This window comes from Sphingomonas sp. GW821-FHT03E12 (genome assembly GCF_059420685.1).
Genome location: NZ_JBWKUF010000004.1, coordinates 505,786 through 521,058, shown reverse-complemented (window position 1 = coordinate 521,058; position 15,273 = coordinate 505,786). Strand labels below are relative to the sequence as shown.

9 protein-coding genes are annotated in these 15,273 nt (G+C 67.0%); 5 read left to right on the top strand and 4 right to left on the bottom strand.

Annotation, left to right across the window (positions count from 1 at the left end; genetic code table 11):
- Positions 1-20: 20 nt before the first annotated feature.
- The 5 genes from AC07TU_RS15730 to AC07TU_RS15710 are packed head-to-tail and all read left to right on the top strand — an operon-like array spanning position 21 to position 7,797.
- Complete coding sequence (locus AC07TU_RS15730; RefSeq protein ID WP_495188857.1) at positions 21-1,136, top strand: efflux RND transporter periplasmic adaptor subunit; 1,116 nt, start codon at positions 21-23, stop codon at positions 1,134-1,136.
- 1 nt (position 1,137) lies between these two features.
- Positions 1,138-4,266, top strand: coding sequence for an efflux RND transporter permease subunit (locus tag AC07TU_RS15725; protein ID WP_495188856.1), 3,129 nt, complete (start codon positions 1,138-1,140; stop codon positions 4,264-4,266).
- Positions 4,263-5,663: an efflux transporter outer membrane subunit gene (locus tag AC07TU_RS15720; RefSeq protein WP_495188855.1), complete on the top strand. Its 1,401-nt coding sequence runs from the start codon at positions 4,263-4,265 to the stop codon at positions 5,661-5,663. Before AC07TU_RS15725 ends, AC07TU_RS15720 begins: the two co-directional genes overlap by 4 nt.
- A 53-nt stretch (positions 5,664-5,716) precedes the next feature.
- A complete protein-coding gene (locus AC07TU_RS15715) occupies positions 5,717-6,439 on the top strand; it encodes a response regulator transcription factor (RefSeq protein WP_495188854.1) in 723 nt (240 codons plus the stop codon).
- On the top strand, positions 6,436-7,797 hold the full coding sequence (locus AC07TU_RS15710) for an ATP-binding protein (RefSeq protein WP_495188853.1): 1,362 nt from the start codon (positions 6,436-6,438) through the stop codon (positions 7,795-7,797). The genes AC07TU_RS15715 and AC07TU_RS15710 overlap by 4 nt, the downstream gene beginning before the upstream one ends.
- A gap of 31 nt (positions 7,798-7,828) precedes the next feature.
- Here AC07TU_RS15710 and AC07TU_RS15705 read toward each other — a convergent pair whose 3' ends face one another.
- The 4 genes from AC07TU_RS15705 to AC07TU_RS15690 form a co-directional block, all read right to left on the bottom strand.
- Positions 7,829-9,922 (bottom strand): alpha/beta hydrolase family protein, encoded by a 2,094-nt coding sequence (locus tag AC07TU_RS15705; protein ID WP_495188852.1) that lies wholly within the window; start codon positions 9,920-9,922, stop codon positions 7,829-7,831.
- A 63-nt stretch (positions 9,923-9,985) separates the two neighbouring features.
- Positions 9,986-13,327 carry a TonB-dependent receptor gene (locus AC07TU_RS15700; RefSeq protein WP_495188851.1) on the bottom strand — a complete coding sequence of 1,114 codons (3,342 nt, stop codon included), beginning with the start codon at positions 13,325-13,327 and terminating at the stop codon, positions 9,986-9,988.
- Positions 13,328-13,479: 152 nt separating this feature from the next.
- Complete coding sequence (locus tag AC07TU_RS15695) at positions 13,480-14,418, bottom strand: FecR family protein (protein WP_495188850.1); 939 nt, start codon at positions 14,416-14,418, stop codon at positions 13,480-13,482.
- Positions 14,415-14,960 carry an RNA polymerase sigma factor gene (locus tag AC07TU_RS15690; protein WP_495188849.1) on the bottom strand — a complete coding sequence of 182 codons (546 nt, stop codon included), beginning with the start codon at positions 14,958-14,960 and terminating at the stop codon, positions 14,415-14,417. Before AC07TU_RS15690 ends, AC07TU_RS15695 begins: the two co-directional genes overlap by 4 nt.
- Positions 14,961-15,273: the final 313 nt, after the last annotated feature.

Genomic DNA, 15,273 nt, shown 5'->3' with positions numbered 1-15,273 from the left:
CTCGACAAAGGGTCCCGATCATGCCGTTACGAACCCCGATCGCCGTCACCGCGGCCTTGCTCCTCGCCGGATGCGGCGGTGCGAAGCAGATGCCGCCGCAAGGACCGGCCGAAGTCGGGGTCGTTACGTTACGCACCGAACCCGTGACGATGACGTCCGAACTCACCGGGCGAACCACGGCGACGGCGATCGCGGAAATCCGGCCTCAGGTCGACGGGATCATCAAGGCGCGGCTGTTCACGGAAGGCTCCTATGTCCGCGCCGGCCAGCCGCTCTACCAGATCGACCCGCGACTCTATGTCGCCTCGCGCAATCAGGCGGCGGCACAGCTGGCGAGCGCGCAGGCGTCGGTGATCACCGCCAATGCCAAGGTCGCGCGCTACCGCCAGCTCGGCAGCGCGGACGCGGTCAGCAAGCAGGAAATCGACGATGCCGTTGCCACGGCGCGCGCCGGCGAGGCGAGCGTGCGCCAATATGCCGCGACACTGGACAGCGCGAAGGTCAATCTCGGCTTCACCCGCGTCTATGCACCGATCTCGGGCCGAATCGGCCGCTCGAACGTGACTCAGGGCGCGCTGGTCGGGACCGGTCAGGCGACGGCGCTGGCGACGATCCAGCAGCTCGACCCGATCTATGTCGATATCCAGCAGTCGAGCGACGCGCTGCTCGCGCTGCGCGAGAGTCTGGCAAAGGGCGACGTGCTGCCGGCGAGCACGACCGTTCAGCTCGTGCTCGGCAATGGCCGCATCTATCCCCAGACGGGCACGGTCGAGTTCGGCGAAGTCACGGTCGATCCAAACAGCGGCATGGTGACGCTGCGCGCGCGCTTCCCCAATCCTAACAACGTGCTGTTGCCCGGCATGTTCGTGCGCGTGAAGGCGCCGCAGGCGGTTGTGCAGAACGGCATCCTCGCGCCGCAGCAGGGCATTACCCGAGACGCCAAGGGCAATGCCACCGCTTTGGTGGTCGGCAAGGACGGCAAGGTCGAGCAGCGCGCGGTGAACGTCGCGCAGGCGATCGGCGACAAATGGCTGGTCACCGGCGGCCTCAAGGCGGGTGAACGCCTGATCGTCGAGGGTACCGACAAGGCGCGCCCGGGCGCGCAGGTCAAGGCTGTCGCGGCGGGAAGCAAGTAACATGGGTATCAGCCGCTTCTTCATCGATCGCCCGATCTTTGCCTGGGTGATCTCGATCGTCATCATGCTGGCAGGGCTGGTCGGGCTGGCCAGCCTGCCGGTCGCGCAATATCCGGACGTGGCTCCGCCGACGATCCGGGTCAGCGCCAGCTATCCCGGCGCCTCGGCACAGACGCTCGAAACCAGCGTCACCCAGGTCATCGAGCAGCAGCTGACCGGCATCGACGGGCTGCTCTATTTCCAGTCGTCGTCGGACAGTTCCGGCAGCGCCTCGATCACCGCGACCTTCGCCAAGGGCACTGATCCCGATACCGCGCAGGTGCAGGTGCAGAACAAGGTTCAGCAGGCGACTTCGCGCTTGCCGTCGGCGGTTACCTCGCAGGGGGTTACCGTCACCAAGGCGAATAACGACTTTCTGATGATCGTCGCGCTCTACGACGCGAGCGACAAGAGCACCGCGAGCGACGTCGCCGACTATCTCGTCACCAATTTCCAGGATTCGCTCGGCCGCGTCGAAGGCGTCGGCCAGACCCAGGTGTTCGGCGCGCAATATGCGATGCGCATCTGGCTCGACCCGAACAAGCTCGCCGCGCGCAAGCTGATGCCGTCGGACGTCTCCGCGGCGGTGCGGGCGCAGAACGCGGATGTCTCAGCAGGCCAGATCGGCGGTCTGCCGGCGGTGAAGGGCCAGATGCTCAACGCCGTGGTGCGCGGCAAGTCGCGCCTGACCTCGGTCGACCAGTTCAACGACATCGTGGTCAAGACCGAGAGCGACGGTTCGGTCGTCCGCCTCGCCGATGTCGCACGGGTCGAACTCGGCCAGGAAAGCTACGGCACCTCGGCGAAGCTCAACGGCCACCCGGCATCGGGCATCGCCATCCAGCTGGCGACGGGCGCGGACGCACTCAAGACGGCGGCGGCGGTCAAGGAACGGGTCACCGAGCTTTCGAAGGAACTGCCGGCCGGCTACGCGATCACCTATCCGCGCGACACGACCGACTTCGTGAAGCTGTCGATCAAGGAAGTGATCAAGACGCTGATCGAGGCCATCGTGCTGGTCGTCGTCGTGATGTTCGTCTTCCTGCAGAGCTGGCGCGCCACGCTGATCCCGGCGATCGCCGTGCCGGTCGTGCTGCTCGGTACCTTCGGGGTGCTCGCCGTCGCAGGCTATTCGGTCAACACGCTCACCCTGTTCGCCATGGTGCTGGCGATCGGCCTGCTCGTCGACGACGCGATCGTCGTGGTCGAGAATGTCGAGCGCGTGATGGCGGAGGAAGGACTCAGCCCGCGCGACGCGACGATCAAGTCGATGAGCGAGATCGGATCGGCGCTGGTCGGCATCGCGCTGGTGCTGTCCGCGGTGTTCCTGCCGATGGCGTTCTTCGGTGGATCGGCGGGCGTGATCTACCGGCAATTCTCGGTGACGATCGTCTCGGCGATGGTGCTGTCGGTCGTCGTCGCACTGGTGCTGAGCCCGGCGCTCACCGCCACCCTGCTCAAGCCGGGACATCATGACCCGCTCGAGCGCAAGGGGCTCGCCGGCCGGTTCAACCGCTGGTTCGCCCGGATCACCGGCCGCTACCAGGATGGCGCGCATTCGGTGATCCGCCGGCGGCTGATGCACCTCGGCGTGTTCCTCGCGATCACGGTCGTGCTCGGCCTGTTGTTCGCCCGCCTCCCGACCAGCTTCCTGCCCGAAGAGGATCAGGGAACGGCGATGGTGATGTACACGCTGCCCGCCGGCGCCACCGCCGAGCGGACCGAGCAGGTCCGCGCCGAGATCCAGCATTTCTACGGCAATGAGAAGGACATCGCGAACGCCTTCACCGTCTCCGGCTTCAGCTTCGGCGGGTCGGGCCAGAATGCCGGCATGGGCTTTGCCAGCCTGAAGCCGTTCGACGAACGGCCGGGCGCCGCGCATTCGGCGGGCGCGGTCAATGGCAAGGCCATGGCCGCCTTCTCGAAGATCCGCGACGCGCAGGTCTTCGCGATGACGCCGCCGCCGATCTCGGGCCTTGGCCAGTCGAACGGCTTCACCTTCGAGCTGCTCAATTCGAGCGGCATGTCGCAGGCGCAGTTCGTCGCCTTGCGCGACAAGCTGATCGCGGCTGCGGCGAAGGATCCCGCCCTCATGGCCGTACGCGCCTCCGCTCTGCCCGACACGCCGCAGCTCGACATCAAGCTCGACGAGGCGAAGCTCGCCGTGCTGGGCCTCAGCGTCGACGATGTGACCAGCGCGCTGAGCTCCGCCTGGGGCGGCACCTATATCAACGACTTCGTCGATCGCGGCCGGGTCAAGCGCGTCTACATGCAGGGTGATGCGCCGTTCCGCATGCTGCCCGAGGACATCAACCAGTGGCAGGTGCGCAATCCGGCCACGGGCGAGATGGTGCCCTTCTCGGCCTTCGCCACCCTGTCCTGGGAAAAGGGTCCGAACAGCGTCGCACGCTTCAACGGCCTCCCCTCCTACGAGATCCAGGGTTCGGCCGCAGCCGGTACCAGCTCGGGCGAGGCGATGCAGCGGATGGTCGAGCTCCAGCAGGAGCTGGCGCCGGGCACCAGCTATGCCTGGGCCGGCCTCTCCTTCCAGGAGAGCCAGTCGAGCGGGCAGGCCCCTCTCCTCTACGGCGCGTCGATCCTGATCGTCTTCCTCTGCCTTGCTGCGCTCTATGAAAGCTGGTCGGTGCCGATCGCGGTGCTGCTGGTGCTGCCGCTCGGGATCATCGGCGCGGTGCTGGCGGTGACGATGCGCGGGCTCAACAACGACATCTATTTCCAGGTCGGCCTGATCACCACGATCGGCCTGGCGGCGAAGAACGCGATCCTGATCGTCGAGTTCGCCGAGGATGCGCGCAGACGCGGCAAGGATCTGGTCGAGGCGGCGCTGGAGGCGGCCCGGCTGCGCCTGCGCCCGATCCTGATGACCAGCCTTGCCTTCATCTTCGGCGTGCTGCCGCTGGCGATCGCCACGGGTGCAGGCGCCAACAGCCGGATCGCGATCGGCACGGCGGTGATCGGCGGCATGCTGACCGCGACCGTGCTCGCGATCTTCTATGTGCCGATGTTCTTCGTGGTCATCGCCAAGCTGTTCCACAGCCGCGCGCCCAAGGCGCAGGAGACCCAGTCGTGAATGCCCTCCGTACTCTGGTGCTGCTCGCCGGTGCCGCTTCGCTGACCGCCTGCAACATGGCGCCCAACTATGTCCGCGCAGTCTCGGACTATGTGCCGCCCGAATGGCCGCAGGGCGCCGCCTACGCTCCGAACCAGGAAGGCGCCGCGGGGATGCCATGGCGCACGCTGGCCGGCGACGAGAAGCTGCGCCAGGTGATCGAGCAGGCGCTGTCGCGGAACCAGGATCTCGCCGCCGCGGTCGCCAACGTCCAGATGGCGCGCGCGCAATATCGTTCCCAGCGTTCGCGCGAGGCGCCGACGGTGGCGGCAGGCGCGAGTGCGTCGGTCCAGCGCACGCTCGGCGGACCGGAGCCTGCAGGCGGCGGGGATACGACGCAATTCTCCGGCAATGTCGGGATCAGCGGGTTCGAGATCGACCTGTTCGGCCGCCTCAAGAATCTCTCGCGCCAAGCGTTCGAGCAGTATCTGGCGAGTGAATCGGGCGCGCGATCGACCCGCTTCGCCATCGTCGCCGAGACGGCGGCCGCCTATGCGACGCTTGCCGCCGATCAGGATCTGCTCGCGGTGGCACAGCAGCAGGTGAAGAGCGGCGAGGAGACCGTGCGGCTCACCCGCAAGCTCCACGACGTCGGGCTGGTCAGCGGCAGCGACGTCGCCAATGCCCAGACGATCCTCGCCCAGGGCAAGGCGGACGTCGAAGCCTACACCACCCGCGTCGCGCAGGACCGCAACGCGCTGGAGTTGCTGGCGGGCGGAAAGATCGACGATGCGCTGCTGCCCGCCGGCCTCGCCGCGCTCGATACCGGCGTTGCCAACGTCCCTGCGGGGCTGTCCTCGACCGTGCTGCTCGATCGGCCCGACGTGGTCGAGGCGGAGCATCAGCTGAAGGGCGCCAACGCCAATATCGGCGCGGCGCGGGCGGCGTTCTTCCCGACCATCTCGCTCACCAGCGTGATCGGGGTGGCCAGCAATGCGCTGACCAGCCTCTTCTCCGGACCGACCAGCATTTGGTCGGCCAACCCGTCGGTCAGCCTGCCGATCTTCGGCGGCGCCAATCGCGGCAACCTCGATTACGCCAAGGCGCAGGCGGAATATTCGCTCGCCACCTACCGCAAGGCGGCGCAGACGGCGTACAAGGAAGTTTCCGACGGGCTAGCCCGGCGCGGCACGATCGTGCGGCAGCGCGAGGCTCAGGCCGATCTCGTCGCCGCGGCGAACAAGAGCTGGACGGTCGCCGACGCGCGCTACCGGCAGGGCATCGACAGCTTCCTCACCGCGCTGGTCGCGCAACGCACGCTCTATGCGGCGCAGCAGAGCGAGATCAGCCTGACGCTCACCGACATCGCCAACCGCATCACGCTGTACCAGGCGATCGGTTCGGACGACAGCCTGTGACGCACCCTTTGGCAGCATCGGCGGAGGCGCTATAGCCGATGCTGGAGGATGGGTTGGCTGACGATTTCGGGCATGTGCCGCGGCTGCTGGTCGTCGATGACGATCCGGACATCCGCGAGCTGGTGATCCAGCAACTCGCCCGCGAGGGTTATGCGCTGCACGCTGCCGGGGACGTTGCCCAGGTCCGCGCCACGCTCGCGCGCGAGCCGGTCGATCTGATCGTCCTCGACCTCAATTTGCCCGATGGCGACGGCCTGACCCTGTGCCGTCAGCTTCGTGCCGAAGGGCATGAAGGCGCGATCATCATGGTCACCGCGCGCGACAGTGCGATCGACCGGGTGCTGGGGCTTGAGCTCGGTGCCGACGACTATCTTACCAAACCGTTCGAGCCGCGCGAGCTGAGCGCCCGCGTGCGCAACCTGTTGCGGCGGCGGCCCCGGGTCGAGGCTAGGCCCGGCGGCGCGCAGGTTGCGCGGTTCGGCCCCTGGCGGCTCGATCTGGTCAAGCGGCGGCTGATCGCGCCTGACGACAGCCTGGTGATGCTGTCCTCGACCGAATTCGCCATTCTGAACCGGTTGATCGAAGCGCCGCACCAGCCGCTGTCCCGCTCCGCGCTGTTCCCCAGCCGCGGCGCCACCGCCGAGTTCGACCGCACGATCGACAACCAGATCAGCCGGTTGCGCCACAAGCTCGCGCGGGTGGGCGGCAGCGACGAGCTGATCCTGACCGTGCGCAACCAGGGCTATCTGCTCGCCGCAAACGTGGCGTTCGAATGATCGCGGCCTGGCGCGGGCTGCGGCATTTCGTCCTGTCGCTGGCCGGACGGATCGCGCTGATCCTGGCGGTCGGCATCTCGTGCGCTGCGATCGCCGCGCTGTTCGTCGCCGATCAGGTGCGGCAGGCCGACTATCAGCGCTGGCGCGGCGAACAGGTCGTGCTGAGCGCGATCGACGTGGCCGGCCGTCTGGAGCGTAATCGCCAGGGCACGCTCGATCAGCTGCGCAATCGCGGGCTTATCGGCGTCAGGCTGATCCCGCCCCAGGTCGACTTTCCCGGGACGCTGGATCAGGCCCATACCGACATGGCGCGGGGGCGCGCGCCGGCGGGCATGGCGCTCGCCCTGTTCAAGGTCGCGCCGTCGGTCTGCATCTCGAACGAGCCCTTCTGGAAGCAGCCGCGCGTGGCCGGGTTCAAATTCCCGATCTCGCCCGAATGCTGGCTGCTGACCGTGACCTCGGGCGGCGAGACGGTGCGCATCAGCGTCGACATGCCGCGCCTGGCCTCGCCGCCGAGCCCGATCACCCAGCCGCTCTTCCTGGTCCTGATCATCGCTGCGAGTACCCTGTTGTCGATCCTGGTCGCCAGTATCGCCACCGCGCCGATCCGCCGCCTCGCCGCCGCGTCGCGCGCCTTTGCCCGGTCTATCGACGCCGAACCCGTGCCCGAGCGCGGGCCGGAGGACGTCCGGCAGGCGCTGGCGACCTTCAACGCGATGCAGGAGCGGGTGCGCGAGGGGCTGCGCGAGCGCACCCGCCTGCTTGCGGCGATCAGCCATGACCTGCAGACGCCGCTCACCCGGCTCCGGCTGCGGCTCGAGCAGGTCGAGGATGCCGCGCTGCGCGAGCGGCTGGTCACCGACCTGTCGGCGACGCTGGCGATGGTCCGGCGCGGGCTGGACCTCGCGCGGAGCAGCGAAAGCGCGGAGCAATGGTCGGTGATCGACCTTGATTCGATGCTCGCCGCGATGGTCGAGGATGCCGCCGAGTTCGGTCATGCGGTCCGGTTCACCGGAGGCTGCGGCGCGCGCGTGCGGGTCAAGCCCGATGCACTGTCCCGATGCCTCGGCAATGTCGTCGACAATGCGATCCGCTATGCCGGCGGCGCAGAGGTGACCTGCCGCCGCGACGCCGGCGCCGTGATCGTCAGCGTTCGCGATCATGGTCCCGGCATGCCCGAAGAGCTGATCGCGCGCGCGTTCGAGCCATTCGTTCGGGGCGGAAGCCACGATACCACGCCCGGTACCGGGATTGGCCTGACGATCGCGCAGGCGCAGGCACGCGCAACCGGCGGCTACCTTACCCTGCGCAATCATCCTGAAGGCGGCTTGCTGGTCGAGCTGAGGTTGATGCGCTAGTCCGCCGGACCGGCTCGATCTCTTCTGCCGTTCACCCCTGCTCCGGCCCGAATTCCAGTGCGTCTTCGGGCTCTGCGGGATCCTCCGCGCCGTCATCGTCATCCGCCGGATCCGCGGCAGTATCGGGAGCGATTGCCGGCACATAGCTGCTCCCGGTCACATAGGTTGTGAGCCAGCGCATGCTGGTGTTCACCTGGAAGAGCTGGTGGCGCAGCTCCTTGAAATTGTGCGGCTCGCGCGGCGCGAGATAGAGTTCGGTCGGAACCCCGAGATCCTTGAGCGCACGGAACAGCATGACCGACTGCGCGGGGGGAACGCGGCGGTCCTCGGCGCCTGCCAGGATCAGCGTCGGCGTCTTTGCCGCGTCGATCGAAGCCAGCGGCGAGTTGCGCAGATAGAGGTCGCGGCGCGCCTGGCTGCCATAAGGCGGGGTGAGGAACCATTCCTTGCGCTGCCAGCGCGTGTCGGAGCCGAGATACATCGACGTCCAGTCGACCGCGCCCGCGCCGACGATCGCGGCCTTGAAGCGATCGGTCACGGTGATGAGGCGCGCGGTCATGTGCCCGCCCGCGCTCCAACCCATCGCGCCGGTCTTCGCGGGATCGGCGATCCCCCGCTTCACCAGCTCATCGACTCCGGACAGGACGTCGCGATCAGCGACCCGGAAATAGTCGCCGTTCATGCCCTGGAGAAAGGCGTCGCCATAGCCGGTGCCGCCGCGATAGTTGACGCTCAGCGTGACGAAGCCGTGCGAGGCCAGCAGCGGCAGGAAGCGGCCATAGGAAAAGATGTTGAACTGATCGGCCGAGCGCGGGCCGCCATGGCTCTGGACGATCAGCGGGTAGCGCTGGCCGGGCGTGTAGCCGAGCGGATAGGTGATCAGCCCCTCGAGCGCCTGCCCTTCCGGTCCGGCCCAGCGGATCGCCTCCTGCCGCGGAAGCTGGAAGCGCCTGCCGATGTCGTTGTTGACCGCCGTGACCTGCACCGGCGCATTCGAGCCCGCCGGGTCGATGCGTACGACCTCTGCCGGCTGGGTGGCCGATGCGCGCAGATAGGCCAGGCTCCGTCCGTCGCGCGACAAGGCGGGCGACGAAATCACGCAATCGCATTGCTCCAGCGGCCGGATTGCCCCGGTTGCGACGGCCACGGCGTGCAGATTGGTGCGGACGCCATCCTGTGCGGTGAAGTAGATTTCCGTCCCGTCGGCCGACCACAAGGCATCCCTGACCGCCCAGGGCCGCCCTTCGCCAAACTGGCGGATCGCGCCCTTGTCCATGTCGATGACGAAGAGCCGTGCATTGACCGTGGCGTACTTGCCGCCGGCAGCATTGGCGATGAACAGCGCGGACTTGCCGTCGGGCGCGAGCCGGGCATCGTCTTCGCGATAGTCGTTGGTCGTGATCCGGCGCCGGACTCCGGTCGCGGGATCGAGGAGCCAGAGCTCCGATCGCGGCTGATCGTCGAGCAGGCGCGAGGGCGCCAGCCTCAGCAGGATAGTGCCGGCGTCGCGCGCGATGCTGAAGCCGCGTACATCCAGATCGCCGCTCACGACGGTAACGACCTGACCCGAAGCGAGGTCGAGATAGTTCAGCGTCGCGCGCCTGCGCGGCGCCTCGAACACGAACATGTCGTCCTTCGCCTTGATCCGCGCGGCCGTCGCGGGATCGTCCGGCCTGTCCGCCAGGAAATAGATCCGCGCCCCGTCCCCCGACCAGGCAAGATCGGAGGCCGAACTGCGCAGCTGGGTGAGCTGACGCACCTTCTTGCCCGGCACGTAGAGATGAATCTGGGCGTATCTGCCCCCCTTGGGCTTGGTCGCGAAGGCCAGCGACTTCCCGTCCGGGGACCAGACAATCTCTCCCTTCAGCTCGAGCAGGCGCTCGGGGATGCCGGAGGCGGTGATCCGCCAGGTGCGCGTCGTGGATGCGTTTCGCGCCCAGTTCGCACCGCGAACCTTGTAGATGATCTCGCTGCCGTCGGGGGACGGGAGCGGGCTGGCCGCACGCGCCAGCGCAACCAGATCGGTCGCGGTCATCGGCTGCGGCGCCACCGGCCGGGTCTGGCCGGCTGCGGGCGCCGCCGCGAGCATGGCGCAGAAGGTCAGCCAAAGAGTTTTTGCGGTCATCAACCTGTCTTCCCGTCTTCTTGGGGCCGCCGCGGGGGCTGGGGCGGCGGCCCCCTCCCTGTCCTAGAAGTCCATCGAAACGCCCAGATAGAAGCGGCGTCCGGCAACATCATAGGTCGGGTTGTAGTTGTTCGTGCTCCCGCTCAGCACATCGCCCGCCGGCAACAGCGGACTGGTCTTGTCGAACAGGTTCGTGACACCCCCGTAGAGCCGGAATTTCGCATCACGGACCTTGAAATTATAGCTCGCATAGACGTTGTGCTGCCACACCGCCGGTATGTTCAGGAACAGCGGATATTCGGCATTGGGGTTGCTCGCCTTGAAGGTCTGATATTCCTTGAGACGCGTCAGGCTGTCATAGATCTTGCCGTAATAGATCGCAGTCCAGCGCAGGCTCAGCCCCTCGTGCCGCCAGGACAGCGATCCGCGCGCACGATATTTGAACGTCCCCGAGACCAGCTCGCCCCGCTCGTCGGTCGTGACGAGACCGGTGAGCCCCTGGAACTTGGTCTCATACTTCAGCAGGTGGGTCGCGTCATAGCGCACGCTCCACTTTCCCGGGATGCCGATGCCGTCGAAATCGAACCGGTACTCGGCCGCCACGTCGATGCCGGAGGTGTTGAACCCGGCAAGGTTGAACTCGCGCTGGATGATCCCGGAAAGCTGCCCGTTGTTCGGATTGCGGGTGACATCGCCGCAGAACGGGTTGGCCGAAGTCGCCAGATCGCTGTCATAGCATTGAGACAGGATGTCCTGATTGCCATAAGCGGTGATCGCGTCCTTGATCCGGATATCATAGTAATCCACCGACAGCGTGAACCGCTTCAGGAAGCTGGGCGTGAACACCCCGCCAAGAGTGAAGGTGTCGGCGGTTTCCTCCTTGAGCGTCAGATTGCCGGCATTGGGGCTGTAAATCGACGTGCCCGACTGATCGAACAGCTGCGGCTGTCCGTTCGCAAGCTGCGACGCGAACAGCGCCTGGATACCGGGATTGGCCCGGCAGTTCGTCGCGATCCGTCCCGCCGTCGCCGGGGTCACGCCGTCGCAGATGTCGCTGACGTCGTCGAAGTCGCCGCGCGGCGGCGAGAAGAGCTCGGTGAGGTCGGGCGCACGCTGCGCCCGCGCAAAGCTTGCGCGGAACCGGATATCCTTGACCGGTGCGTACTGGATGCCGCCGCGGAAACTGAACACCGTCCCGACATTCTTGATGTCATAGGTGCCGACACGCGCCGACGCGTCGACGCTGAGCAGTTCGATGCCGGGCTTGTCCTTCACCAGCGGCGCGTTGACCTCGGCATAGCCTTCGAACACCGAGATCGATCCGCCGAAATTGGGCACCGGCGGGCCGGATGTGCCGCCGAAGCGCGAATAATCGTCGCCCTCGATCTTCTGGCTGTCCTTGCGGTATTCGATGCCGAACGCGGCGCCCACCGGGCCGGCCGGCAGGGCGAACAGGTCGCCGGTCAGAAAGCCGCTGAAGCTGTGCTGTTTGAGCGTCGCGCGCTGATGCAGATCGGCCTTGATGAAGGCAGCCGCTTCGGGCGTGATCGAACCTTCGCCGAAGATATTGATCGGGACGCAGCCGTTGGACGTGTCGCGGCAGACGATCTGGCCGTTCACCGTTGTCGCATCGAGCGCCTGTTTGAGCCGCAGGCCGTTGATCTCGCCCGCGCGCACCTGATCCTGGACGAACTGGCCATAGGCGAAGCTCGCTTCCCATTTCCAATTGCCCCAGGCGTCGCCGCGCGCGCCGAACCAGCTGCGCACGGTTTCACGGTCGTTATAGGTCGCCTGCGGCCCGAGCTCGACCAGACGGCGGGTGAAATAGACACCCCGGTTGGTCGATCCGGTGGTGACGTCGGCCCGGATTTCGGCAGGAACGAAGGGATTGCACGGACCCGAGCCGGTTCCCGTCGCACGCTGGCATGGGATGCGGCCGAGCGTCACTTCGCTGCCCACGCCCGTGACGCGATCGATCACCGGGAAGGTGTCGTCCGCCGTGATCGCGCTCGGCTCGCGAAAGTTGAGCGTCTTGACCTTCGAATACTGGACCTGAGCGAAGATGCTGGTCTTGTCCGACACCTCAAAATCGAACTTGGCGGCGCCGAGATAGCGTTCGCGCTCGCCGCTGATCCAGCGCACATTTCGGGTACTGAACCCGTCGCGGTTGGGGAGGAAATAGCCGGTGTTGCCGGCATCGCTGGTGCCGACATTGACGACCGCGCCGGTCTGAACGTCGGGGCCGAGCGGGACCAGCGTACCGCCGCGGTAGAAGCGGTCGCGCGCGCTGCTCGATCCGTAGAAGACGCCGCCGGGGATCGAGCTGGAGAGATCGGCCGGCTTGTTGGGCGGAAAAGTGCCGATCGGCTGGTCGCCGCTGGTCGGGATACCCGCCGCATCGGTGTACAGCGTCTCATATTCGTTGATCCCGCCGAGCGCAGGATCCCAGTCATACTCCCATTGGGTGAGCGCGAACGCGCGCTGGTTTGCGCGGATCGGGTCCTGCCGGTCGTAGGAACCACTGATCAGGAAATAGCCGCGGTCATCGGCGAATCTGGTGCCGAAGCTGGCATCGAACTCATGTTCGCGGCCGCCGCCTGCATCGGTGAACTCGGTGCGCGCGCCAAGGCGAAGACCGGTCTTCTTCGATTCAGTGATGATGTTGACCACGCCGGCGATGGCGTCCGATCCGTAGACCGACGAGGTGCCGCCGGTGATGATGTCGACGCGGCTCACAAACCCGCTCGGAATCGAGCTCAGGCTGACCCGGTTTGCGTTGGCGCTGTTCGAAACGGTGCGGCGGCCGTCGACGAGCACCAGCGTGCGATTGTCGCTGAGGCTGCGCAGCTGGACCGAGCTCACGCCGTCATTCTGGACGTCGCCGCTGTTCCGGCGATCGTTCAGCGTCGAACTGACCGAAGGCAGTTCGGCGATGACTTCGCTGAGTTCGGTCCGGCCGGATTCGGCGATCTCGTCGCCGCCAAGTGCAGTGACGGGCGAGGCGGTATCGAAGGACTCGCGGCGGATGCGCGAGCCGGTCACGATCACTTCGCCCGATTCAACCGCCGGCGCGGCTTCGGGCGTGGCCTGCGAAACCGGCTCGGGAGCCGTGCGCGGAGCAGCCGCCGGCGTGGAAGCCGGCGCCGGCTGGGCGCGTTCGCGGGTGACCACGAAGGTCTGCCCGCTCGACCGGCGTGCGACGAGGCCGGTTCCCTGAAGCATGCGCGCCAGCGCCTGTTCGACGGACATGCTGCCCTTGACGGCATTCGCCTGCTTGCCGCGGGTATCGCCGCGCGACGCGATGATCTGGACATCGGCCTGGCGGGCAAGCGCCACGATCGCCGAACGTGCCGCCTGCGCGGGAACGTCGAAACGCTTTTCCTGTGCCTGCGCGGGCGTCGCCATCGCGCAAATGACTGCGGTTCCCGCCATAAAGGCGTTGCGCGCAATTCCCCCCATCTGTCTTTCTCCCCCTGGCGTCGGGCTCTTACCCGCTCACCTCTCCCAAGAGACCCGGCCGGGAAGAATCCTTCGCCAGTGCTTCATTTCCTGATTTTTTAGTTCGGCCGTCTGCCGATATGGATACCATCCGGTTGCCCGGTATCGACCGGGACATCGAGACTGTCGCGCACTGCGAGCGCAAAACCCGCCGGGTCGTCGACGCGGAAGATGCCGTCAAACTCCTCCCCCGCGAGCGCCGGATCCACGATGATCAGCTTGCGCTGATTGTAGCGGTTGAACTCGCCGACGGCGGCATCGAGGCGACTGCCGTCGAGATCGATCTTCCCCGCACGCCAGGCGAGCGAGCGGTCGACCGCCGAGGGTTCGGCGGCGGCGACATCGATCGCGGCATCGTTGGAGACGAAGGCGCTTCCGCCCGCGGAGATGCGGACGCGATGGCCCTCCGCACCCTCGACCCAGGCTTCGACCACGCCTTCGGTCACGAACACCTGCGCGCCGTCGCCGCGCAGCCGGACCGCAAAGGCGGTTCCCACCGCCTGCACCCGCACGCGCCCGGCATTCACCACGAACGGCCGCTGCGCGTCCTTCGCGACCTGGAACCACGCCTCGCCAGCGTCGAGGTCGACGCTCCGGCGCTTGTCTCCGACGCGTACCGCGATCCTGCTCGCGGTGTTGATCGCGGCGACCGATCCATCGGCCAGCGGCACGCGGCGGATCTCCCCCACCCCCGTCGCATAGTGCATCGAGCGGGTCGACCAGATCAGCCCGCCGACAAGCGACGCGGCGAGCAGGCCCGCGCCCCCTGCAATGGCCCGGCGGCGCGAGAAACGGTTCGCGGGTACGCGCTCCTCGCCCCCCTCCGCGATCGCAGGATCGGTCGAGATCCACGCGGCCTGCGCCCGCAACAGCGCGCCGCTGTGCATCGGATGCGCAGCGAGCCATAGCTGAAGCTCGGCCTCGTCGCTTTCCGACCAGCCGCCCGCGTCCATGCGCGCCGTCCAGCGCGCCGCTTCATCGGCCATGTCGCGCGTCATTTGCGCCACTTCGAAACCCTCGTCTTCTCGGCCGCGTCGATACGGGCTTCCGCCTCCGCATCGGCCGCCTGCCATAATGCCTGCACCGCCCGGATGCCCTGCCAGACCTGCTTTTCCACCACCTTCTCGGTCACGCCGAGGCGCGACGCGATCTCCTTTTGCGACAGCCCCTCGATCCGCCGCATCTGCACGATCTGCCGGCACCGTTCAGGCAGCCGCGCGATCAGCGCGAGGACGCGCTCCACCTCGAGCCGGCCACCGGCTTCACGCTCGGGCGACGGCGCCTCGTCCGCCGGATGGCTCTCGATCGCAGCGATCGTCTCGAACGGGACCACCCGGGCGCGTTTGAGGCGGCGCACATAGAGGTTGCGCACGATCGAGAAGAAATAGGCGTCCGGACGGCCGATATGCTCGACGCTGTCGAGCATCGCGAGCCGGCAATAGGCCTCCTGGATCAACTCATCGACATCGTCGGGCGTCGCCCGCGACCGCAGGAGCCAGGCGCGCACGTCCGCTTCGTGGGGCATGACCTGCCGGGCCACCCACGTCGCGATGCGGACCCGCCGCTCGACTTCCATCCCCTCAGCCGTTGATCCGGCTCCCTGTTCTCGCGGGCATTTGAACTTACCCTAGCCGCATAGAGACCTGTCGCGGAAAAATCCTTCGCCCGGTGCGCGATCGGCGCGAGAAATATTCTCCGGGCGCCGGCGAGAGAGCCGAAGACGGTGACCCGGATTCGGCCGCCGCCGGTCACTTTTATCGCTACCATCCCCTGTAAACGCATTTTCAATTCGCCTTTCGCCGGGCGCGCGGTATGTGTCACGCAACTGACAACGTTATCAGGGAGAGGGGCGT